Source organism: Paenibacillus glycanilyticus, assembly GCF_030161375.1.
GTDB classification, from domain to species: Bacteria; Bacillota; Bacilli; order Paenibacillales; family Paenibacillaceae; genus Pristimantibacillus; species Pristimantibacillus glycanilyticus_B.
The window spans coordinates 238,788-263,341 of sequence record NZ_BSSQ01000013.1; the positions used below are offsets into that span (position 1 = coordinate 238,788).

The 24,554-nt window shown below is 53.1% G+C and carries 17 protein-coding genes; all 17 read left to right on the forward strand.

Features of this window, described 5'->3' with window-relative positions; all coding sequences use genetic code 11:
• Positions 1-4 precede the first annotated feature (4 nt).
• Positions 5-1,174: an aminotransferase class I/II-fold pyridoxal phosphate-dependent enzyme gene (locus QQK89_RS15795; protein WP_284239587.1), complete on the forward strand. Its 1,170-nt coding sequence runs from the start codon at positions 5-7 to the stop codon at positions 1,172-1,174.
• Positions 1,175-1,341: 167 nt separating this feature from the next.
• Positions 1,342-2,232, forward strand: coding sequence for a DUF72 domain-containing protein (locus QQK89_RS15800; protein WP_284239588.1), 891 nt, complete (start codon positions 1,342-1,344; stop codon positions 2,230-2,232).
• 57 nt (positions 2,233-2,289) lie between these two features.
• Positions 2,290-2,925, forward strand: coding sequence for a DUF2306 domain-containing protein (locus tag QQK89_RS15805; protein WP_284239589.1), 636 nt, complete (start codon positions 2,290-2,292; stop codon positions 2,923-2,925).
• Positions 2,926-2,949: 24 nt separating this feature from the next.
• On the forward strand, positions 2,950-4,032 hold the full coding sequence (locus QQK89_RS15810; RefSeq protein WP_284239590.1) for a PQQ-dependent sugar dehydrogenase: 1,083 nt from the start codon (positions 2,950-2,952) through the stop codon (positions 4,030-4,032).
• Between the two features lie 84 nt (positions 4,033-4,116).
• Positions 4,117-4,497, forward strand: a complete 381-nt coding sequence (locus tag QQK89_RS15815) for a hypothetical protein (protein WP_284239591.1) — start codon at positions 4,117-4,119, stop codon at positions 4,495-4,497.
• A gap of 41 nt (positions 4,498-4,538) precedes the next feature.
• Positions 4,539-4,970, forward strand: a complete 432-nt coding sequence (locus tag QQK89_RS15820) for an SRPBCC family protein (RefSeq protein ID WP_284239592.1) — start codon at positions 4,539-4,541, stop codon at positions 4,968-4,970.
• A gap of 4 nt (positions 4,971-4,974) precedes the next feature.
• A complete protein-coding gene (locus QQK89_RS15825) occupies positions 4,975-5,349 on the forward strand; it encodes an ArsR/SmtB family transcription factor (RefSeq protein ID WP_284239684.1) in 375 nt (124 codons plus the stop codon).
• 697 nt (positions 5,350-6,046) lie between these two features.
• Positions 6,047-7,099, forward strand: coding sequence for an undecaprenyldiphospho-muramoylpentapeptide beta-N-acetylglucosaminyltransferase (locus QQK89_RS15830; protein ID WP_284239685.1), 1,053 nt, complete (start codon positions 6,047-6,049; stop codon positions 7,097-7,099).
• A 111-nt stretch (positions 7,100-7,210) separates the two neighbouring features.
• Entirely contained in the window at positions 7,211-8,611 is a 1,401-nt protein-coding gene (gene thrC, locus QQK89_RS15835; protein WP_284239593.1) for a threonine synthase, read from the forward strand.
• Between the two features lie 231 nt (positions 8,612-8,842).
• Positions 8,843-9,619 (forward strand): SDR family NAD(P)-dependent oxidoreductase, encoded by a 777-nt coding sequence (locus QQK89_RS15840; RefSeq protein ID WP_284239595.1) that lies wholly within the window; start codon positions 8,843-8,845, stop codon positions 9,617-9,619.
• A gap of 178 nt (positions 9,620-9,797) precedes the next feature.
• Positions 9,798-12,110 (forward strand): AraC family transcriptional regulator, encoded by a 2,313-nt coding sequence (locus QQK89_RS15845; RefSeq protein ID WP_284239596.1) that lies wholly within the window; start codon positions 9,798-9,800, stop codon positions 12,108-12,110.
• Positions 12,111-12,166: 56 nt separating this feature from the next.
• Positions 12,167-13,777 (forward strand): extracellular solute-binding protein, encoded by a 1,611-nt coding sequence (locus QQK89_RS15850; RefSeq protein WP_284239686.1) that lies wholly within the window; start codon positions 12,167-12,169, stop codon positions 13,775-13,777.
• A 298-nt stretch (positions 13,778-14,075) separates the two neighbouring features.
• The gene (locus tag QQK89_RS15855) at positions 14,076-14,996 is read left to right on the forward strand and encodes an ABC transporter permease (RefSeq protein ID WP_284239687.1); all 921 of its coding nucleotides are present in this window, start codon (positions 14,076-14,078) and stop codon (positions 14,994-14,996) included.
• A 17-nt stretch (positions 14,997-15,013) separates the two neighbouring features.
• Entirely contained in the window at positions 15,014-15,922 is a 909-nt protein-coding gene (locus QQK89_RS15860; protein WP_284239597.1) for a carbohydrate ABC transporter permease, read from the forward strand.
• A 147-nt stretch (positions 15,923-16,069) separates the two neighbouring features.
• A complete protein-coding gene (locus tag QQK89_RS15865; protein ID WP_284239599.1) occupies positions 16,070-17,716 on the forward strand; it encodes an extracellular solute-binding protein in 1,647 nt (548 codons plus the stop codon).
• Between the two features lie 100 nt (positions 17,717-17,816).
• Positions 17,817-19,517 carry a right-handed parallel beta-helix repeat-containing protein gene (locus QQK89_RS15870; protein WP_284239600.1) on the forward strand — a complete coding sequence of 567 codons (1,701 nt, stop codon included), beginning with the start codon at positions 17,817-17,819 and terminating at the stop codon, positions 19,515-19,517.
• A gap of 194 nt (positions 19,518-19,711) precedes the next feature.
• Positions 19,712-24,514, forward strand: a complete 4,803-nt coding sequence (locus QQK89_RS15875) for a X2-like carbohydrate binding domain-containing protein (protein ID WP_284239601.1) — start codon at positions 19,712-19,714, stop codon at positions 24,512-24,514.
• The last annotated feature ends 40 nt before the right edge of the window (positions 24,515-24,554 follow it).

Below are 24,554 nucleotides of genomic sequence, written 5' to 3' on the forward strand. Positions count from 1 at the left end.
TACCATGTTGACGAAGAGCACATGGGTGTCGCCGCTAGTACGCGATTTGCCGCCATCGGGCATTCGCAAGTTTTTTAACGCGGCTGAGGGAAACAAGGAGATCATATCGCTAGGGGTTGGGGAACCCGATTTTGCTACGCCCAAGGCTGCTAGAGAGGCCTGCATCCGCTCGCTGGAGCGGGGCCGCACGATGTATACGCCAAACGAAGGGCTTATGGAGCTGCGGGAAGAGATTGCGGCTTATATGCTCGGGAATTTCGGCGTGAGCTACGAGCCGGCCAAGGAAGTGCTGGTTACGGTAGGCGGCAGCGAGGCCATTGATCTGGCCATGCGGGCCATTCTAGAGCCCGGCGATGAAATGATTATTCCGGTACCCGGTTATATTGCTTATGCGCCAATCTGCAAGCTAAACGGAGGGGTGCCGGTTGAACTGGAGATGACCGCCGCCCAGTCGTTCAAGCTAACGGCAGATGCGCTGAAGCAGGCGATAACTCCCCGTTCCAAGGTGCTTTTCGTCAACTTCCCGAGCAATCCGACCGGAGCGGTCATGTCTTACGAGGATTGGCTGCCGATTGCAAAGCTTGTAGAGGAGCATAACCTGATCGTCTTCTCCGACGAGATTTACGCGGAGCTGTCCTACGAGAGTAAACATGTGAGCTTCGCTTCTTTGCCGGGGATGAAAGAACGGACGGTTATCATCAGCGGCTTCTCAAAAGCTTTTGCGATGACGGGCATGCGGGTTGGTTACGCTTGCGGCGGAGAAGAGCTGATCGCGGCGATGACCAAGATTCATCAATATACGGCGCTGTGCGCGCCAATCGTTGGCCAGGTTGCGGCGATCGAATGCCTGCGTAGCTGTATGGAGGATAAGGACGAAATGGTGAAGGCGTTTAATCAGCGCCGCCGGATGTTCGTCAAAGGGCTAGGCGAGCTTGGATTAACTTGCCGCGATCCGCAAGGAGCGTTTTATGCATTCCCATCCATCGCCGTAACCGGACTTAGTTCCGAGCAATTCGCGCAAAGGCTGCTTCAGGAGGCGAAGGTCGCCGCGGTGCCCGGATCGGTGTTTGGTTCGGGAGGCGAAGGATTCATCCGGTGCTCGTATGCATCCTCGGTGTCGAACCTGACGGAAGCGCTGGAGCGCATGGACCGTTGGATGCGAACTGCGATATAGCGAATGCGTCAATATACTTGTAAACAGGTTATGACTAAAAGTCGATCTCTTGAGGTTGGCTTTTAGGAATAGCCTGTTTTTTTGCGTTGCCTTAGTTTGCAGAAGTGTCGGCAGATATGATAGGTTGGAGAGACAGTAGATGTCAGCGTTGAGGGGCGGTGAGCCATTTGCCTATACATATCGGTCTTGCGGGTTGGGGAGACCAGGACGCGTTGTACGGCCCAAAGGTCAAAGCGAAGGATCGGTTGAAGGAATACGCGAAGCATTTTCCGCTGGTGGAAGTGGACAGCAGCTTCTACGCGATACAACCGCCGGATAGATTCGCGAAGTGGACGGAAGAGACGCCTGAGTCGCTCCATTTTATCGTGAAGGCTTATCAAGGAATGACCGGTCATCAGCGCGGTCCCGCTGCGGCGGCTGCAGCGAATGATCCGGATAGTACGTTTGCGGCATTTCGGGAATCCATCGCGCCGGCGATGGAGGCGGGGCGGCTGCGGGCAGCCTTGTTCCAATACCCGCCATGGTTCGATTGCACCCGGGACAACGTGCGTATTCTTCGCGAAGCCAAGCGCCGGATGGAGGGAATTCCCGTCGCGCTGGAGTTCCGGCACCAGAGCTGGTTCACCGAGGAGTACCGGGCGCGTACGCTCGACTTCATGCGCGAGGAAGGCTGGATGCATAGCGTATGCGATGAGCCGCAGGCCGGCCTCGGATCGATCCCGACCGTGCTTGAGGCGACGGATGCCGCCATGACGGTTGTCCGCTTCCACGGCCGCAATGCAAGCGGATGGAACCAAGGAGGCGGGCCGAATTGGCGCGATGTCCGTTATTTGTACCGGTACAACGAGGACGAGCTGCGGCAATGGGCAGGTTACCTGGAGCAGCTGCAGCAGCAGAGCCAGCATATATGCGTAATATTCAACAATAACTCCGGCGGCGATGCAGCGGATAATGCGAAGCAGATGATGGCGATGCTTGGCCAGCTTAGACCCGATGGCAAAGACCCGCTGGAACCGGTCGAAGCACCGCCGCAATACGAGCAGCTAGACTTATTTTGATAGCCATGCCAAGCAAAGTTTGAAAGATGAAAGATGAAAGATGAAAGAGGCAATCCCGTGCGTAAAAAAAGCAAGTTATATGTAACAGCGCTGGTCGTGTCGATCGTGTTTATCGGTTACACGACCTATTCGAACTTTATCTATGATCCGGAAGCGAGCCGGTTCCTGAGCCATAAGACCGGCCTGAAGCATGTCTCGCTGTGGCTTTCTATTAGGAATGTACATATTCTGGCGGCTTGTGCGGCCATGATTGCCGGTCTTGTCAACTTCTCGAAGCGGATCAGGCAAAGCAGGCCAAAGCTTCACCGGATCATCGGATACGGCTATGTAGCGGCGGTAGCAATCGTTGATTTGACCTCCGGTTACATGGCTCCATCTTCAACAGGCGGAAAAGCGAGCAGTATCGCTTTTAACTTTATTAATCTAATCTGGCTGATCATAACGGTCATTGCGGTCGTGAAGATTAGGAAGAAACAGGTCATTCAGCACCGCAAGTGGATGATCCGGAGTTATGTTTTTGTATTCACCAATATGTTCATCCACCTTATTACGGCAGCCTTTCACCAAGGCTTTGGCCTAGATTACACGATAAGCTACACGATTTCGGTCTACTGCTCGATTGTGTTGCTGCTGGCGTTGGCAGAGGTCGTGATCAGGACGAGGCCTGCAGTTGGCGGCAGTCAACCTCTGTAACGATAGGGATGAGGAGAGATGAGGATGGGGAAGAGGTTAATCGTAGCCGTAGCGCTCACTCTAGGAACATTGCTGCTTGCTTCCTGCGAAGGGAACGAAGGGAATAAGCCATCGGTAAGCACGCAAGGGTCTGGGGAGCAGGCTTCCTATAAGGTTGTGGCAGAAAAGCTGCGGGCGCCTTGGGTGATCGCGTTTGACGGCGATGTAATCTACGTTAGCGAACGTGACGGCAATGTCGTGCGGATTGCTGGCGGGAAGTCGACGCGGATGCCGGCGGAGTTCAAGAAAAACGTCCACGCACAGGGCGAAGGGGGCTTCCTCGGCTTTGTGCTGGCTCCGGATTTTGCGGAGTCCAAGGAGGCTTTTGCCTACCATACGTACGAGGAGAACGGCGAGATTTGGAACCGGGTTATTGTGCTGAAGCTAAAGGGGAATGCTTGGGTCGAATCGAAGGCGCTGCTTGAAGGCATTCCGGGTTCGTTTAACCATGACGGCGGACGGATGGCGATTGGGCCGGACGGCTTGCTGTACGTGACAACGGGAGATGCGGGGCAAGAGGAGCTGGCCCAAGACAAAACCAGTCTGGCGGGCAAAATCCTTCGCATGAAGCTGGACGGCTCGATTCCGGCAAGCAATCCGTTTCCGGATTCCTATGTCTACTCCTACGGGCATCGGAATCCGCAAGGGCTAGCCTGGAGCAGTTCGGGGATGCTGTTTGTCGCGGAGCATGGACCGTCGGGCGATCCCGGCGGGCATGACGAGATCAACAGCATTGTACCGGGGGGCAACTATGGCTGGCCGGTTGTTATTGGCGGGCAGCACCACGACGGGTTGATCGATCCGGTCTATCATACGGGCGAGGACACCATTGCTCCTTCCGGGATTGCGATGGATGCGGAAAATCATTTGCTCATTGCGACTCTTCGAGGGGAGAAGCTGCTGCGTTACAATACGTTGACCAAAAAAAGGTCAGTCGTACTCCAGAAGGAAGGCAGGCTGCGGGATGTACGAGTGCATGACGGCAGCGTGTACGTGATCACGAATAATACGGATGGCAGAGGGACACCATCTGATAAGGATGATCGTCTGCTGTTGTTGGCGAAATAAGGTTATTGACAGGAAACCATTTGGTTTCCTATAATAAAAAGCGAAACCAAATGGTTTCATAATTTCAAAGGAGTCTTGAGCGGAATGAATGAAGAACTGTTGAAGAAACTTCGCTTCAAGTCCGGACAAGCATCTGCGGTTTTAAACGCACCGGATGGTTATTCGCTTGGAGTTGAAGCGGGCTCCGATGGGAAGCATGATTTTGTACAGCTGTTTGTAAACAGCAAGGCTGAGCTTGAGGACAAGTTGCCGGAGGTATTGCCGCTATTGGCCGAAGATGCGGTGTTTTGGATTACTTATCCGAAGCAAAGCGGCAAGATAAAGCCCGACATCAACCGGGATTCGTTGGCTTCGCATGTGCAAGACACCACGCCTTATCGGGCAGTCAGCAACGTAGCCGTAGACGAGAAGTGGTCGGCTTTGCGGTTCCGGTTGAAGGAAAAGGTCAATGCCAAGAAGTCTTGAATAGCAATCATAAACAGCAATTAAATCGGAGGTTAAAGACGATGAGTAACGGAGTTAACACATTGCCTGACGTACGTCAGACAGTAGAAGTGAATGCAACCATTCAGAAAGTATGGAATGCCGTATCCACGGCGGAAGGCATTGCGGCATGGTTTATGGCGCCAAGCAGCGACTTTAAACCGGAGGTTGGCTGCGAATTCCATCTGGAAGCCGGGCAATTCGGCCAGTCCCCGTGCAAAGTGACGGAGGTTGACCCGCCGAACCGTCTGGTGTTCAACTGGGGTAGAGACTGGACGCTGACGTTTGAGTTGAAAGAGCTTGACGGCGGCAAAACCGAATTTACGCTGATTCATGGCGGCTGGGATGCGGACAAGGTTACCGAATTCGGCCAAGCGCATCCGCAAGTACGCGAGCATATGGCTGGCGGCTGGGTTGGCATCATGAAGAAATTCGTCAGCGTTGTCGAAGCTTAAGAATATGGCTGCCGAGCCTAAACATGACGTCTTCCAGGCGATTGCCGATCCGACGCGCCGCAGTTTGCTGCAGCTGCTAGTCGATGAGGAGATGCCGGTGACCGTGATCAGCGGTCACTATTCGATGAGCCGGACGGCGGTGTCCAAACATTTGCGCATACTGGCGGAAGCCGGCTTAGTGAAAGAACGCAAGGTTGGACGGGAGACGCGTTACCGGCTGGAGCCCGAGCCGCTGCTTGAGCTGAAGCGCTGGCTCAGCTATTACGAGCGGTTCTGGGAGAACAAGCTGCAAGCGCTCAAACGTTTTGTCGAAGAGGACATGCCGGCGGGCGAGCCGTCAGGTCCGCTGCAAGTCGTTGAAGGCAAACGAGAAGAATAACAGAAAGCCGCGATTGGACGAGCTATTGCCCGTGCAGTCGCGGCTTTTGTTTTGTTTGGAGTTTGGGTATTGGGTTTGTGATGGGGGAAAGCCGTTGGCTAGCTCGGTTGCTGGCAGTTCTCTGTTAGCGCTAAAGGAGGCTTACACATACAGAAGTGTGCGGAATGTTAGGCTGTAAGCGTGGATGGAGGCTTACGGCCAGCCAGAGTGGGAGAAGTCGATCGATTCTAACGGTTGTAAGCTTTATAGGAGGCTAACGGATGCCAAAGTGAGCGAAAGGTTGGGCTGTAAGCTCAAAAGGCAGTCAACAGCAGTTGAAGATGGTGGAGATCAAACGTGGAAGTGTGCATGAAAGGGCATAGGTTGCTGGCAGTGGGGTTATCGGCTAAGTAACCTAGACAAAAGGCTGAAAGGCTGAAACCAGCCTAACAGAGGCTGATTGAGGGCGAAAAGAAGGCTACAAGGCGGAACTCTGCCGTCAGATGGAAAGTTTTCGCTTCATACTGGAAATCAACAAGCCTGCTGGCTTACAATAGACGGGATAAGTGAGCGACCGGTTAATCATGCTTTCGAAGCAAGAATCATCACAACCTTCGGTTAGGTTCTAATTCTTTAAGATCATGCTTTCGAAGCAAGAATCATCACAACCTTCGGTTAGGTTCTAATTCTTTTTAGGAGTGGTAGTGTGAGTAAAATTATGTTTACAGGCGGAGGATCGGCAGGGCATGTCACGGTTAACCTGGCGTTGATCCCCCATTTTATACAGGAAGGCTGGTCGGTGGACTACATAGGTTCGGAGGCTGGCATTGAGAAGCAACTCATCGAGCCGCTGCAAAATGTGAGTTATCACGGCATCGCAACCGGCAAGCTGCGACGTTACCTAGATTGGCAGAACGTGAAGGACCCGTTCAAGGTGATCAAAGGCGCGTTCCAGGCATACCGCATCATTAAGAAGGAAAAGCCCGACGTGTTGTTCTCGAAGGGCGGCTTCGTCTCCGTTCCGGTTGTCATTGGAGCTCGGCTGAACAAGGTGCCGGTGCTCATCCATGAATCCGATCTGACGCCGGGGCTGGCGAACAAGATCGCGATTCCTTTTGCGGCGGGGGTCTGCACGACTTTCCCGGAGACGCAGCAGCATTTGCCGGCAGGCAAATCGCATTATGTCGGCGCGGTGATCCGCGATCAGCTCAAAGCAGGCGATGCGGCACGCGGCCGCAAGTTCGCCGGCTTCATATCGAGCAAGCCGGTATTGCTCATCATGGGCGGAAGCCTTGGCGCCCGCAAGATCAACCAGGCTGTACGCGCATCGCTTGGCAAGCTGACGGAGAAGTTCCAGATTATCCATCTATGCGGCAAAGGCCAGGTTGACCCGTCCCTGCAGTCCCAGCAGTACAGACAGTTCGAGTATGTAAATGAAGAGCTCCCGGACCTGCTGGCGATGGCGGATGTGATCATTTCGCGAGCGGGCTCGAACTCGATCTTCGAGTTCCTGTACTTGCGCAAACCGATGCTGCTTATCCCTCTGACGAAGGAAGCAAGCCGCGGCGATCAGATCCTTAACGCGCGTTCGTTCCAGTCGGCGGGCTTCTGCGAAGTGCTCTATGAAGAGGACATGACGCCGGAGACGCTTGTCACCCATGTAACCGACTTGTACGCAAACCGCGATCAATACGTCGATAACATGTTGAAAAACGACCGCAAGGACGCTTTGTCCCAGCTGATCGACTTGATCAAGCAGACGGCGAAATAACCGTCTCGAGCCCTCATATGACCGCTATTAACCAGCAAGATTGTCTTGTGGTAATGGCGGTCTTTTTCTATAATAGGGGGAAGGTTAGGCAATAGTAGGAGGGAAATACAGATGGAATATATCAGTACTCGCGGAAATGTAGGCAAAATCGGCTTTGTCGACGCTTTCCTCATGGGTCTTGCGGACGACGGCGGACTTCTTGTGCCTTATGAAATTCCGGTTGTTTCCGCGGCTAAGCTGAAAGAATGGCAGGAGCTCAGCTATCAGGAGCTGGTGCTTGAAATTTTCTCGCTTTATACGAATGATGAAATTCCTTATGAAGATTTGAAGCAAATGGTATACGACGCTTACGCGACGTTCCGCCATCCGGAAGTAACGCCGGTTCATAAGCTGAAAGACGACCTCTATTTGCTTGAATTGTTCCATGGTCCTACTTTTGCGTTCAAGGACATCGCGCTCCAGTTCATGGGCCAATTATATACGTACGTGTCCCGCAAGCAGAACAAGAAGATCCACATTCTTGGCGCTACTTCCGGCGATACCGGCGCTTCGGCGATCGAAGGCGTCAAAGGCAAGGAAGGCATCAAGATCTGCATTCTGCATCCGAACGGCAAAGTAAGCAAAGTGCAGGAGCTGCAGATGACGACGGTTCAAGAAGACAACGTTCTGAACCTGTCCGTGGAAGGCAACTTCGACGACTGCCAGCGCATTATTAAAGATTTATTCGCGGATCTCGAATTCAAATCGGCTAACCGTCTGTGCGCGATTAACTCGATCAACTTCGTGCGCATCATGGCGCAAACGGTTTACTACTTCTATTCCTACTTCCAAGTGGCGAAGCAAACGGGCAATTCCGATGCAAAAGTAAACTTCAGCGTGCCAACAGGCAACTTCGGCGACATCTTCGCGGGTTACCTGGCGAAACGCATGGGTCTGCCGGTTGACAAGCTTATTCTCGCAACAAACGAGAACAACATTCTTGAGCGCTTCATCAAAGAAGGCGTGTACAAGCCGGGCGATTTCCGCACGACATACAGCCCTTCGATGGACATTCAAGTAGCGAGCAACTTCGAGCGTTACCTGTACTATGTACTGGGCGAGAATCCGGAGCAAATCCGTTCCCTTATGGACGGCTTTAAGGCAGAAGGGCAAATCGTGGTTTCCGGCGACGCGCTCGGCAAAGTACAAGAAGAGTTCGCCGCGCATGGCGTACAAGGGCAAGAATGCCTGGATACGATTGCAGCTTACAATAAAGAAACGGGCTATCTTCTGGATCCCCACTCCGCTTGCGGCGTAGCGGCATCGGATCAACAGGCGAAAGCGGGTTCTGTAACGATCTCGCTGGCGACGGCTCATCCGGCGAAGTTCAACGAAGCGATTGAACTCGTTCATATCGAGCAAGAGTTCCCAGCGCAAATCCAGGCGCTCTTCAATAAACCGCAGCGTCAAACGCAAGTGGACGGCACGCAGGAAGCCATCGTGCAAGAAATCGTGAAGTTCTACAACGCGTAACGCTCTCAAGAATCAAGAATCAAGAATCAAGAGGCTGCTTTGAACAAACCGAATGTTGCATTCGGTTTGCTCGGAGCAGCTTCTTTTTGCTATACATCCTTTAATGAACGGGACAATTAGCGGACTAATCGTCAACTTAATGGATGCCTGATCAAATACGAATTTCCAAATAAATGATAGAATAACTACAACTTATACGGAGAAGAGCGAAACAGAAGGAGAAATAAGTTCATGCGGTTTAATGAGAAGGTTGTTATCGTTACGGGCGGCGGTTCGGGAATCGGGGAAACAAGCGCGCGTCTGTTTGCCGCCGAAGGGGCGAGCGTCGTCATCGCGGATTGGAACGAGGAAGACGGGCAGCGAGTAGCCGCGTCGCTAAACGCAGAGTTTCCAAGCAAGATGATGCCTCGAGCGGTTGCATTAAAGACGGACGTATCCCGGGAGGAGGATTCCGTTGCGTTAATGGAGTACACGATGCAAACTTTTGGAAGGCTCGATGTACTATTCAACAATGCGGCGGTTATCCATCCGAAGCCGATCGAGGAGATTACCGAGCACAATTTCGACCGCTTGATGGCCGTTAATTTGAAGGGTGTCTATTTGACGATCAAGCATGCTATACCTTTGCTTCGCCGGACGAAAGGCTCGATCGTTAATATGGCTTCGCTTGGCGGAATTGTCGGCCAACGGAATAACCCCATCTACGCGGCATCCAAGGGCGGTTTGATTGCGTTGACCAAGTCGCTCGCGCTTGATTTCGCGCCGGATGGCGTACGGGTTAATTGCGTCTGTCCGGCTGGCGTGTCGACGCCCTTGCTTGAAGCGTGGACAATGGAGCAGCCCGATCCGGCGGCAGCCGCGAAGTCGCTTGCCGACATGCATCCGCTTGGCCGTCCGGCCACCCCGGAGGAGGTCGCGCAGTCGGTGCTGTACCTTGCGTCGGAGCATGCTTCGTTCGTGACGGGAGTTGCCTTGCCCGTAGAAGGCGGCGCTTCGCTTGGCTATTAATGAATAGGCTTAATACAGTAGAATACCTTGCTGAAGACAACTGCGAATCTATCTTTTGGCGGTTGTCTTTTTGCATAAATTATGGTTATTTATATAGAGATAGGATAGCGAGTGAGGAAGATCGCAACGTTTATCCAAGTAATATGTAAGCGCTTTAATTGCGGGAGGGAGCTATTGTATGCCGAAGCATTCCACCATTTTTCGTAAATTCCTAATTTCTTATCTTATTATTCTAGTCATACCGAGCATTGCCGGGTACGTATCCTACCGCACATCCATCGAGGTTACGCAATCCGTCTCCATTGAGAACGGCATTACGCAATTGGAACGCAGCAAAGAAATATTGGAGAGAAGGATGGCGGAGGTTGAGGGTTTCACGAGGCAGTTGGCTTTGAATCCGGATTTGAATGCTCTGATGAACGAAAAGATCAAAGGCGATCAAGATAACGTGTACGGCATCTGGAACGTGATGAGGCAGGTGATGCCCTTCAGCCAGACGAACGACTTCCTGCAAAATTATTTTATCTATCTAAGCAACTACGACGTTATCTTGTCGCAAGGCTCCGCTTATTTCCGGCCGGAGCATTATTACGACAATTTCCGATACAATGACATGTCATTGGCTGAATGGAAAAGCACGGTGCTGGATCGGAATCATGGCAGTGAAATTATGCCGCTCCGCCCGTTCACGAACAAAACAAAGCAAACTTCGGTCGTTACATACATGCAGTCGCTTCCGCTCGACAGCTTCAGCGGCAATTCGCCGGCGACCGTTGTTGTCATCATAGACGAAGAGAATATTTCAAGCTTGCTATCCGGACTTGAGGAGCGGTATGGCGGCTGGACCCATATTAGCGATTCGCAAGGAAATACGATCAGTCTGCGCGGTACCGATGAGAATGCGGCAGCCCGGTTAAGCGGGGATACCCGCTTTGATCCGGCAAAAGTTAGCCAGTTCTACAACGATGACCTCGTTATTACGATTCGTTCGGACAAGAACGGTTGGGTGTACCAAGCGGGAATTCCGCGCCACGTCCTAATGGAGAACGCGAATCAAATCAGGACGATTACCTGGCTGGTGACCGGCGCCGCTCTTCTGCTTGGTTTGCTTGCCGGCTTGCTGCTTGCGTACCGGAACAGCGTACCGATTAACCGGCTGTTAGGCGTCATGAAGGAGCACTTTGGCAAAGAAGGCATAACGGGGCGGAACGAATTCGACTTCCTGCAGGGGAACATTTCGAGGATGATTACAAGCAACCGGCAACTGGAGAACGAGCTTAACCGGCAGCTACCGCTCGTCCGCGACGGCTTCCTGAAACGGCTAATCGCCGGTGAATTCCAGTCGGGGGAGGAGATTGCCGCGGCGGCTGCGCAAGCAGGCGCTCACTTCCAGTCGCAGCAAGGGTTTGTTAGCGTGTTGCGAATTAACGGCTACTCCGGCATGGACAGCGTCGAAATTCTTAACGAGCTGACGGCCGCCCGGCTGATCGTAAAGCAGATACTCCTTGAGCTAGAACTAGGCAGCAATCTTCTAATGACGGATCTTGGATCAGACCGGATCGTTACGATTTGTCAGGTCAATCAAGAGGAGCAGGAATCCGGGAATACAACGGAACGAAAGTCAATCACGGACATGTTCGAGAAGCTGATAGAGCTAGCCTACCGGGACTACAAAATTCATCTTACGGCATCTCTCGGCGAACAGTATCATTCCCTGCTCGAGGTAAGCCATTCTTCCGAACAGGCGAAGCAGACGATGGAATATGCCGAGTACGATATCAAGCAAAGCATTGTGTGGTTTAGAGACGCCCAGCCGGAGACGGCTACGTATTATTATCCGCTTGATATCGAGCAGCGCCTGATCAGCACGATCCGGGCGGGCGACAAGGAAGAAGCGGGGCGTATGGTGCAGGCCGTCATCGAGAAAAACACGGATAACCGCCAGCTGTCGATTGAAATGAAGCAGCAGTTGGTAGGCGAGCTCAAGGGAACGCTTCTTAAGCTGCTCGATCAGAAAGCATTTCTGGAATCGGAGTTGCAGTTTGCGCTCAAGAACCAGATCGTAAACGTTCAAGCATCAAATCCGGTTGCAATCATTCAAGAGGAGATTATCGAAATCGTCGATGCGTTATGCGGAGTCATTAGCAGCAAGAAAAGCCATGCCCATATCCAAATGGTTGAGGAAATGAAACAATTCATAGCCCAATCGTATGGAGATCCCGAGTTGACGCTGTACCGGATTGCCGAACATGCGGAGCGGCCGGAGAAGTATATTTCCCAATTGTTCAAGGAAGTGACGGCTACGAACATTTCGGATTACTTGGAGATGGTCAGAATCGAGCATGCCTCCGAGATGCTAAGGACAAATGCATGCACGGTTGACGAAATAGCGGAACGCGTCGGGTACAATAGCGCGCATTCCTTCCGCAGGGCGTTTAAGCGGGTAATGGGCGTTGCGCCGAGTTCGTACCGCCAGTCCATCAAAATTTGAGGTGCCGTAAAGGGATCAAGGGGGAACGGATTGTGTTCAGAAGCATCTTTGGCCATATGGTTACCGCTTTGGCAGGCATCTTATTGTTAACCGCTTGCACAAATACGGGCGGGACAGCTAAGAACGCAGGTGAAGCCGGAACGGGTAACGCTCCGCTGCCTATTCGCGTATTTGCCCAACAGGAGATGGGCTTAGATCTGGAGACGAATACGTTTACGAAGCTGCTCGAGGAGAAATTCGGCGTCAAGTTCAACTGGGATCTCGTGTCCGGGGAAGGGGCTAAGGAGCAACGGCAAATCTCGCTTGCTGGCGGGGATTATCCCGACGCATATTGGTTAACGACGTATATCGACCAGTTCTCGCAAGCCGACTTAATGAAATACGGGAAGCAGGGGGTCATAATCCCGCTTAACAAGCTTATCGAACAATATGCGCCTAACATGAAGGCCGCTATGGAGCGGGAGCCGGCTTTAAAGGCGCTTCAAACCGCGCCGGACGGCAACATATACGGACTCGCCGCTTATTCCGATTGCTTCCATTGCTCCTATCCGAACAAGATGTGGGTTAACGCCAAATGGCTGAAGCAATTGAATTTGGAGCTTCCGGCAACAACAGAGCAGTTCAAGCATATGCTTGAGGCGTTCAAGCATGGCGACCCGAACGGCAATAACCTGCAGGACGAAGTGCCGCTCAGCGGCTCAACCGAAAATTTCGGCGTCCACATCATTCCTTACCTAATGAACGGTTTCATTTATCACGACGACCGCACGTTCCTCGGCATAACGGACGGGAAGCTGTATTCCGTTGTGGACAAGCCGGAATGGAAGGAAGGGCTTGCTTATATCAAGTCTTTATATGACGAGGGATTAATCGATCCGGGCGCCTTCACGCAGAACTCGGAAGCCCTTCGAAAAGTCGGCGAGAACGCGGATGCCGAAATTCTTGGCGCCGCAGCTGCCATGCATCCGGATATATTCGTCTACGGCGAGCGCAGTGCGGATTACGAACCGCTGCCACCGCTTGCCGGACCGCATGCGGCGTACGCGTCTTTCGTTGGAGGCGGACTTAGCCCAGGGGCGAAGTTCGTCATCACAAGCAAAGCGACGGAGGAAGAACAAATAGCGTTAATCCGGATGGTCGACTACATCTATACGCCGGACGGGCAGACGGTTGCGCAGTCGGGACTTGAAGGCACGGGCTGGAGAAAGCCGGAAGCCGGCGAGATTGCGCTTGGTGAAGGCGTTCAGCCGAAATACGCGGCTATTCCGAACGAGGCTGGCACGTATGGGCAGAACTCTGGCTGGAGCGGAATGGCGCATTTTTACATGCCAAGGGAATACCGGGACAGCTGGGTGGCAGCGAAGGATATTTTCGCGAACACGGGCTACGAGCGCAGACTGTACGAGGCAACGCTCCTCTACGAAGGACATGAGCCGGACGAGGTATTTCCGTATTGGGCCGTGTGGATGGCTCCCGAAGAAGCGGATGAGGCTGCCATGCTTCAAACGAATCTCAAAAATTACATCGAGCAAAGCACGCTGCAGTTCATTACGGGCAATCTGGATTTGGACAAAGACTGGGACGAATACGTAGAAGGGCTGAACCAATTGCAGATTAGCCGCTACGTGGAGCTGATGCAGCAGGCGTACAACGATTACAAAGAGTAATAAGAGCATTCCGCGAGTTAAGACGGAAATCCCCATAAAACAGCGGTTCAGGGAAAACGCCCTGCGCCCGCTGTTTTTCTTTTTGCGGAAAAGGTACGTTTCCCGGCGGAATTGGCCCTTCCCAAATGGCGCATTTGTACGCTAAACGACCGAAGTGTACCTACCTGCTTGAGCGTACTCTCCACTATGATCAGGGTATAGAAAGCGCTATCAAATGCACCGGGGGACAACATTTAGAGGAGGGATCGTTCTGCTGCAACAACCTACTACCAAACAGCAATCTATCAAGCCCGCCTATATGAAGAACGGGTACGGCAGGCAGTTTGCCAAAAGCTTGCGGTCGCATTGGCAGCTATATTTGCTCGTCATACCGCCGCTTCTGTTTTTTATCATTTTCAAATATGTGCCGATGGCGAACGCGGTGCTGGCATTCAAGGAGTACAACGTCGTCAAGGGGATCTGGGGCAGCCCCTGGGTGGGATTGAAATATTTCAGAATGTTCTTCGACAATCCCATCTTCTGGACTCTCATACGCAATACGCTGGTTCTAAGCTTCTATCAACTGCTGGCGGGGTTTCCGATACCCATTCTGCTGGCGCTTATGCTTAACGAGATAGGGAGCGGCCGCTTCAAACGCTTCGTGCAAATGGTCACGTTCGCGCCGTATTTCATCTCCACGGTCGTCATGGTGTCCATGATCATGCTGTTCCTCGCGCCGCGGCTTGGCTTTGTTAACGTTGCGCTCCAGCACTTTGGGCTCGAGCCTGTTAATTTCTTGGGCGAACCCGGCATGTTTCGGTCGATCTACGTCTGGTCGGATATTTGGCAGACGGCAGGTTACGCGGCAGTTATCTACCTTGCGGCACTTGCGGGCATCGATCCAACGCTGTATGAAGCGGCCAAGGTGGACGGAGCATCGCGCTTTCAGAAAATCTGGCATGTCGATCTGCCCGGTATCCTTCCGACCGTTACGATCATCCTGATTCTGAACGTCGGCAACATCATGTCCGTCGGCTTCGAGAAAATTTATTTGCTGCAAAATTCGCTGAACTTGCCTGCGTCCGAGGTGATCGCGACTTACGTGTACAGCATGGGGCTTCTCAACGCCAACTATAGCTTCGCCACGGCGGTGGGTCTGCTTAATTCCGTCATCAACCTTATTCTATTGGTCGCGGTGAACAGCTTGGCGAAACGAATTTCGAACAACAGCATCTGGTAAGCAAGGGGGAATGGGACATGGCAAAATCATTGGCAGCGCCTAAATCAAAAATTCGAGAGTCAGCCGGCGACCGCATCTTTGTCTTCGCGGTCTACGCGATATTGAGCCTTGTGCTCGTCGCCGTCTTGTATCCGCTTATTTATATCGTCAGCAGCTCGATCAGCAGTCCGTCGGCCGTTGTGTCCGGCAAGGTCTGGCTGTGGCCGGTAGACCTGTCGTTCAAAGGCTTCGAGACGATATTAAAAACGCCGCTCATCATGACCGGCTACATCAATTCACTGTTTTACATGTCGGCGGGAACGCTCATCAGCGTCGTGTTGACGGTCATGCTGGCCTATCCGCTGTCGCGCAAGACGTTTTTTGGCCGCAGCGGCATCCTCATGATCGTCATGTTCACAATGCTGTTCGGCGGGGGACTTATTCCGACTTACCTCGTTGTGAAGGAGCTTGGCATGATCGATTCACGCTGGGCGCTGCTTATACCCAATGCGATCTGGGTATGGCAGGTCATCATCGCGCGATCATTCTTTCAGACGACAATACCGGGCGAACTGATTGAAGCAAGCGAAATTGACGGCTGCAGTGACTGGAGGTTTCTGGCAAGCGTTGTTATCCCGCTCTCAAAGCCGATATTGGCCGTACTTGTCCTTATGTACGCCGTTGGGCAATGGAACGCGTATTTCGACGCGCTTATCTACTTGAAATCCGACAAGCTGTATCCGCTGCAGCTCGTGCTTAGAAGCATCATCATCCAAAACAATAGTGCCGGAGCGATGGATATCAGCGTGCAGGTGCAGAGGGCGCAGCTGGCGGAGCTGCTCAAATATGCGCTTATCGTTGTGGCTACGCTGCCGGTGTTGATCATCTATCCGTTCGTGCAGCGCTATTTCGTGCAAGGAATGCTGGTTGGTTCGGTTAAAGGCTAATCTAACGGCCGGCCGTTCCCGGCGGTGATCTCATTAAGGAGGTGGGGGCGATGTAGCCATAGGTGATACATCCCTTGCGTTTAATGCTGCAAGCCCGAAGAGACCAGCTTCACAATTACGGTTACTATGCAAAGGGGAGCTAAAAAAATGAAAAAGAACAGCTGGAGTTTATTATCTATCCTACTCATCTTGTCTATGGCGATGTCGGCCTGCTCGAGTAAAAACAACGAGCAGCCCGGTGGCAATTCGCCTAGCGCAAACGGTTCGTCCAAGCCGCAGGAGATTAGCGTATTTGCCGTGCAGGAGCAAGGCATCGACCTGCCAACAAACAAGTACACGAAGTTTGTGGAAGATAAATTCAACATCAAATTTGATTTCGAGCTGGTCCCTTCGGACGGAGCGAAAGAGAAACGCCAAATTTCGCTTGCGAGCGGCGATTATCCGGATGCCTACATTCTGACGCATTATATCGATCAGTTCTCGCAAGCCGACTTGTTGAAATATGGCAAGCAAGGCGTCATCGTGCCTTTAAACGATCTTATCGACAAATATGCGCCTAACATCAAAGCAGCGATGGAGTCCAATTCGGATCTCAAGACGCTGAATACGGCGCCGGACGGCAAGATTTACGGCCTTGTTGCCTATACGCAATGTTTCCATTGCTCTTACCCGAACAAAATGTGGATAAACACCGATTGGCTGAAAAAGCTGAACCTCGACATGCCAACAACGCCGGAGGAGTTCAAGAAAGTTCTGGAAGCGTTCAAGACGCAAGATCCAAACGGCAATGGCGCAGCGGATGAAGTGCCGCTCAGCGGTTCCACCGAGGAATTTGGCGTACGCGTTCTTCCATTCCTGATGAATGGGTTCGTCTACGACGACGATCGCAACTACTTGAATATGTCTGGCGGCAAAGTGGAATCTGCGGCGATCAAACCGGAATGGAAACAAGGGCTTGCTTACGTCAAATCCTTGTATGATGAAGGGCTGATCGATCCGGGCGCATTTACGCAAAACGCGGAAGCGTTCAAAAAAATCGGCGAAAATGCCGACGCTGAAATATTGGGCGCTGGCGCTGGCATGCATCCGGCGATCTTCATTGATCTGGGAGGACCGCGTTCCGCCAAATATAATCCGGTACCGCCTCTGAAAGGACCAAACGGAGCTTTTGGCACGCATGACAACGGCGGCGTCTCCCCAGGCGGGAAATTCGTCATTACGAACAAGGCCAGTGAAGAACAGCAGATCGCGCTTATCAAACTCGTGGACTACATGTATACGCCGGAAGGCCAGACCAATGCAGGCTCCGGCATGAAGGGCATCGATTGGGAAGATCCGGCTCCGGGCGACAAGGCGCTTGGCGAGGGCGTTAAGCCGATGGTCAAGACGATTCCGAGCAAAGAGGGCGAAAAACCTCGTAACGCCGGCTGGTCCGGCATGGGTCACTTCTACATGCCGAAGGAATACCGCGACAGCTGGGTGCAAGGAGAGGACATCTATGATTCGGCAAACTACGAACGCAGGTTGTATGAAGCGACAAAGCTGTACGAAGGCAGCGAACCGAAGGAGCTGTTCCCGTTCTGGTCGATCTGGGTTGACCCGGACCAAAGCGACGAGATGAGCATGCTGCAAACGAACATCCGCGACTACATTGAACAAAACGCGCTTCAATTCGTTACGGGCAACAAGGACTTGGACAAAGACTGGGATAGCTATGTAGAGGGCTTGAAAAACCTCAAGCTGGACCGCTATCTCGAAATCCTGCAAGCTGCTTACGACGCTTCGGCCAAGTAACCGGCGGTAGCTATAGAAACAACGCAATCGGACGCTTCTTTGCGAAGCGTCCGATTGCGTTATAAGTAATGCATAATACGACAAACGAGGTGATGAAGGAATGAATCCTACGGTTATTCAATTGGCTGATTTCGGGGGCAGGCCGGATTCGGGAGAGGATACGACGGCGGCAATGCGCGGCGCGCTTGAAGCGGCGGCTATTATTGAAGGTCCCGTTGTGCTTGCTTGCGAACGGGGGCGGTACGAGTTTTTCCCTGAGCAAGCGACGAGAGCGAAATACTATATTTCGAACACGGCAAGCGAAGAGGAGAATCCCGACGTGACAAGGACGATCGGAATATTGCTGCAAGGCATAAGGAATTTGATACTGGACGGCAATGGCTCGCTGTTCGTCTTCCATGGCAAGCAGACCATGATCGTAATCGACGGCTGCGAAGAGATTGCCATTCGGCATTTGCGATTGGATTACGCTTGGCCAACAGTGACCGAGATGACTGTCGAGGGGGTTGGACCCGATTATCTCGACATGGCGGTTCATCCGGACAGCCGGTATGAAATCGCGAACGAGGCGCTATATTGGGTCGGCGAAGGATGGAAGTTTCGGGACGGGCCGATGCAGGAGTACGACGCGCTGACGGATACGACATGGCGAACCGGCAATCTATCGGCTTCGGCGGTTCGCGTCGAGGAGAGAGGGGCAGGAAAGCTCCGGCTGTTCTATTCGTCCTCTTCGATGCCAACGACGTCGAACGGACGAGTGTTCCAAGCTAGAGACGGCATTCGCGACCAGGTTGGCGCGCTTATCGTCCAGAGCCGCAAGATCGCGTGGAGCGATGTCGGTGTCCATTTCATGCATGGGCTTGGGCTCGTCTGCCAATTCAGCGAAGATATTTCATTCGAACGGATAGAGCTGGCTCCTCGCCCGGAGACCGGGCGGACCGTAGCGGCTTTTGCCGATTGCATCCATGTATCGGGCTGTCGTGGGGTTGTGCGCGTAGCGGACAGCCGGTTTGCCGGCGCCCATGATGACGCGATTAACGTACATGGCACGTATATGCGAGTCGTTGGACATCCTGCGGCGGATGAGGTGCTGCTCCGGTTCATGCATCCGCAAACCTATGGTTTTCCCGCGTTTTTCCCGGGAGATCGCATCACATTTGTCCGCGCCGGTACGCTGACCGGCTTCGCCGAAGCTGTTGTGTCCGAAGCCAAGCTTCTGGAGCCGCGCGTCATTTGGGTGAAGCTGGATAGAGACGTGCCGCCGGATCTGCGCTTGGGCGACGTTGTGGAGAACGTGACATGGACACCGGAGGTGGAGATTGTCCGCAACCGGCTGTCCCGAATTCCGACTCGCGGCGTACTCGTTACGACTCGCCGGAGGGCGCTGATTGAGGGGAACCGGTTCGAGAGAATCGCCATGAGCGCGGTGCTTGTCGCGGGCGATGCCGGAAGCTGGTACGAATCCGGGTGTGTCCATAACTTGACGATTCGGGGGAATTCGTTCTTCGAGTGTGGCGGGGCGGAGCATGCTGTCATTGCCATCTCGCCGGAGAACGCGGAACCGGAGTTTGTGCATGCAGGCATTATGATCGAAGACAACCGGTTCGACATGAGGGCCGCGCCCGTACTTGCTGCCCGTTACGCGAAGGAGCTGACGTTCGCGAATAATCAAATCTCGGTTCATCACGGGCACGCACAGCAGGATCGGGAAGCCGATGCGGCCATTCGGCTGACGGGCTGCGACGAAGTGACTCTATCAGGCAACCGCTATTTCAAATCTGCCGCTATTCGTACGCCGTGAGGGGGATTGCCCCCCTCGCGAAGCGCGGGATTGTACGGAAAAGGAGGAAGTGTACCTATTGGATCGGACGCGTACTCCGCTATGATCAACTTGCTAGTAAGCGCTGTCATTGCATATTCGGGTGAATGCCTAGGAGGGAATTAAAGCGGATTTCCATTAATGATGAAATGGGGATGAGAGGATTGAACGGATGGATGAGGATAACGCGGCTATTGGCGATTATCGCCTTGGTGGCGCAGTTCGGTGCAGGCATTGGGATGATTACGCCGGGCAGTGGGATCGCGGAGGCGGCAAGCAAGGAAGTGGCGGCGAAGCCGTATATGGGCTGGAGCAGCTACAGCATGCAGGTTTGGGATAGTAATCATGGCGGTAACGGAGGCAAGTGGATAACGGCCGAACAGATTAAAGCGCAATCGGATGCGATGCATGAGAAGCTGCAGCCATACGGCTATGAATACATCAATGTGGATGCGGCTTGGAACGGGGGAATGGACGGATACGGACGGCCAATTCCAAGCACAACGTTATTCCCGGACGGGCTGCAGGAGGTTATCGATTACGTTCACGCGAACGGGCAGAAGTTTGGTCTCTACACCATTCCGGGGTTGTCGAAGGACGCTTATGAGCAAGACCTTCCCATCTATAACGCCCCTGGCTGTTCGATGAAGGATATTGGCGACCCTACGAAAGGATCGGATTATTGGGGTTTCGGTTATAAAATCGACTTCTCTAATCCTTGCGCGCAAAAGTATATTGACTCCATTGCGGACCTCTTCGCCCAATGGGGCGTCGATTTCCTGAAGCTCGACAGCGTCACGCCGGGATCGGGCATCTCCGACCTGTCGCTGGATGCGCGAGATGACGTAAAAGCCTGGTCAACGGCACTTGAGCCTCATCATATATGGCTCGAGTTGTCCTGGGCCATTGACGTCAAGTATATAGATTACTGGAAACAATACGCGAACGGGTGGCGCGTTGATTGGGATATCGAATGTTATTGCGAGAATGGCTTAACGACATGGCCGAGTATTTCGCGCTTGTTCCCGATCGCGGAGAAATTCTGGCGCCATGCCGGCCCGGGGGGCTGGAACGACTTCGATTCCCTGAACATCGGCAACGGCAGCATGGACGGCATCACGCAGGAGGAGCGCAAGACGGCCATGTCGTTCTGGGCGATTTCCTCGGCACAGCTGTTTACCGGCAACGATTTAACCAAGCTGGACGACTACGGACTGGAGCTGCTCACGAACAAAGAGGTGATCGCCGTCAATCAGGCGGGACGCCCGGGGCACCCGGTTTCAACGGAAACTCAGCAGCAGGTATGGTACGCCAATAATGGAGACGGTACCTACACGGTTGGTTTGTTTAATCTTGGCGGAGACAAGGCTACCGTATCCGTTGATTGGAGCGACATTGGTCTTACAGGAGCAGCTTCTGTTCGCGATCTATGGAGCCATAAGGAGCTTGGAAAGTTTGATAGCGGCTTCAGCTCGGCTGACCTGGCATCGCATGGATCGCGCCTTCTGAAGGTAACGGCACTGGACGGCTCGCTCTTCGTTAACGACGACGATACCGGCATGAAATATATGGGAGAATGGACGCGCAATGGCGGTAAGGAAATGGCTGCCGACCAACAGAACCTCGTTATTGGCATCAGCGATTCGGAAGCGGCGAACAGCTCCATTAATCCGGTATCGGCTGGCTTTGACAAGAAGGAATCCGAGCAGGCGGATGTCCAGACAACCATGACATTAAGCGGCAATACGCTTAATGCGATTAGAAACGGCGGCACTACGCTGTCGGAAGGAACGGACTATACGGTAGAAAATAATGAAGTTACGTTTAAGAAGGGGTATTTGGCCTCGTTGCCGGTAGGCACGACGAATTTGTCCTTTGTCTTCAGCGGCGGTACGGCACAAGGCTTTGCGATAGCCGTCAGTGACACGACAACGCGTGACAGCCGGGTGACGCCGGGCGCAGTGAGCTTCGACAAGAAGGCGGGCAGCGACATCGTCCTAACTGTCTCGCCGAATGGCAATGCTCTGACGGGAGTAAGTCTAGGCGGCTCGCCGCTGGCGGAAGGCACCGATTACAAGGCTGTTGATACACAAATCACGATACCTAAGAGTTATCTTTCGGCATTGCCGACGGGCACTTCCGAGCTTAAGTTCCGGTTCGACGGCGGCGAGGATCAGCGCGTTGCGCTTGTTGTCAGAGATACGTCCGCAGGCGGCACGATTTCCTATAATAACGATCATCCGGATATCCATTACGTAGGAGCCTGGAACAGGAGCTACAACCGGGGACTCGGCGATTATATGGATGACGTCCATTTTGCCGAGAAGAACGATCAGGATTCTATCGAGTTTACATTCAACGGAACGGGAGTCGAATACATTACCGAGCTGGATCCTTCCCAAGGCGATATGGCTATTTACGTGGATGGAGAGTTCAAACAGACGGTAAGCACCTCGAATCTTGGCCGATTGTCCCAGCAGCCGGTCTACAACATCACGGGACTGGACAATGGAGTGCACACGCTGAAGGCAGTCAAGAAATCCGGCGTGTTTATGCTCCTAGACCAATTCATTGTAAGCGTCCCCGATCTATTCAGTCCGAGTACCGTAAGTTTCGATAAAGCCGATGGGGCGCAGTCGGACATTACAATAGCGGCGCCTGGCGCAGGCAGCGGACTCATCGGAATCAAGAATGGCGGGTCCGCTCTTGTGAAGGATACCGACTATACGGCAGCAAACGACGAGGTAACGCTTAAGAAGGAATATTTGGCTTCTTTGCCGGTGGGTACGAGTGCCCTCTCTTTCACGTTCGCCACGGGCGCAACGCAGAAGTTGACCGTTACGGTCAGCGATTCGTCGGCTGCAAATAGCACGATTAGTCCGGTAACCGGCAGCTTCGACAAGAAGCAGGACGCTCAGGCGGATATGGCGGTTACGATCGATCTGGCAGGCAACACGCTTAACGCCATTTCTAATGACGGCAAGCTATTGCAGGCAGGCACCGATTACGAAGTTGCGGGCAATCTAGTGACTCTGAAGAAGGGGTATTTGGCAGCGCAGCCGGTCGGAATCACCCGTCTGACCTTCAGCTTCGATCGCGGCGCTTCGGAGGAGCTCTCGATTGCGATCAGCGATTCAACGCCGAAGAACAGCTCCATTACGCCAACGCAGCGCACCTTCGACAAGAAGGCATCCTCGCAGGAGGATGCGGCAACTACGGTTGCTTTTAACGGAAACAGCCTGGTCGGAGTGTTGAATGGGGCGGCTGATCTGACGGAGGGCGTTGATTATACGCTCTCGGGCAACGTGTTGACCGTCAAGAAGGACTACCTCGCTCAGCAGCCTAACGGAATGGCAATGTTGACCTTGTCGTTCAGCGAAGGCGTTTCACAGACGCTGGCCGTTACTATAATTGATTCGGCGAGGGGCCGTTATACCGTCGTTAATAATGACGATACCGGCATTTCATACAAGGGGGCTTGGCAGAGCAGCCGGGACAGAGGATTGGGCGATTACAAAAACGATGTGCAATATACCGAGAAAGACAACGATTACTTCGAATATTCCTTCTACGGAACAGGCATCGAGCTAATGACGGAGAAGGATCCTTCGCAGGGCAATATGGATATTTATATCGATGGCGATTTCAAGCAGACAATCAGTACTTACAATGACAGCAAGCAGGTGCAGCAGACTGTATTCAGCATGATCGGATTGACGGAAGGCACGCATACGATTAAGGCCGTCAAAAAATCAGGCTACTACATGCTGCTAGATGCGTTTAAAGTGAAGACATCCGATCTGTTTGGACCGGATTCGGCTAGCTTTGATAAGTCTGAAGCCGCAGATGTCACAACGGAACTTGCCGTAGACGGCAGCAACCTGACCGGTATTAAGAATGGCAGCGAGGTTTTGACGGCAGGAGCGGATTATACGTTGTCGGGCAATCTGGTTACGATTAAGAAGGAATACTTGGCGGCTCAGCCAAGCGGCTCGGTTAGTCTAGTGTTCTCCTTCGGTGGTGACTTCCATAATGACGTACATTATACCGTGAACAATGGCGATTATTACGAGTATGCGTTTAAGGGGACCGGGCTGGCACTTATCATGCCGAAGGGACCATCGCAAGGCGAAGCCGATGTGTACGTGGACGGCGAATGGAAAGCGACAGTGGATGCCTATCATGCAAGCCGTTTAACGAAACAGACGGTGTACAGTCTCTCGGGGCTGAGCAATGGGGCCCATATGGTTAAAGTGGTGAAAAAATCAGGCGGCGAATTGTTGGTCGACGGCCTTAACTTCACTGTCAAAGCGGATACGGAAACCTCAACGCCGGGTACCCCCGGTAACTCCGGTAACCCTGGTACGCCAGCTGCTAATCATCATGCAGCCTATATGAACGGTTACAAGGACGGAACCTTCAGGCCGGAGAGCAGCATTACGCGCGCCGAGATGGCATCGATTCTATCGAGGGTGATTACACGGAAGGCAAGCGAAACAGCTTCTACTTATAGCGACATTGGTTCTTCTCATTGGGCGAAAGAGGCGATCGAAGCCGTAACGAAGATGGGTCTCATGCAAGGCTACGGGAACGGCAAGTTTGGTCCGGACAGACCGGTTACCCGCGCCGAAATGGCGAAGCTCGCATCTCTTCTTATCGGGCAGCCGGCGGAGAAGGGCACTAGCTTTACCGATATAGAGTCATCTTGGGCGAAGTCGTACATTCAGGATGCGCAAGCTGCAGGCATTATGAAAGGTTATGCGGATGGTACCTTTAAGCCGAATTTAGCGCTGACGCGCGCTGAGACGGTGGCCATCATAAACCGGATCCTCGGCAGAGGACCGCTTGAAGGCGTGAAGACGTCTCCATGGAAGGATGTACAGCCAAGTTATTGGGCTTATGGCGATATCGCCGAAGCAACAAAGGACCATGTATTCGAGGCGAATACGGGCGGCGGCGAACGGTGGATTGAGCAGTGAGATGAGTTAGAGTGAATTAGAGAAGGGACGCCGGATTGCC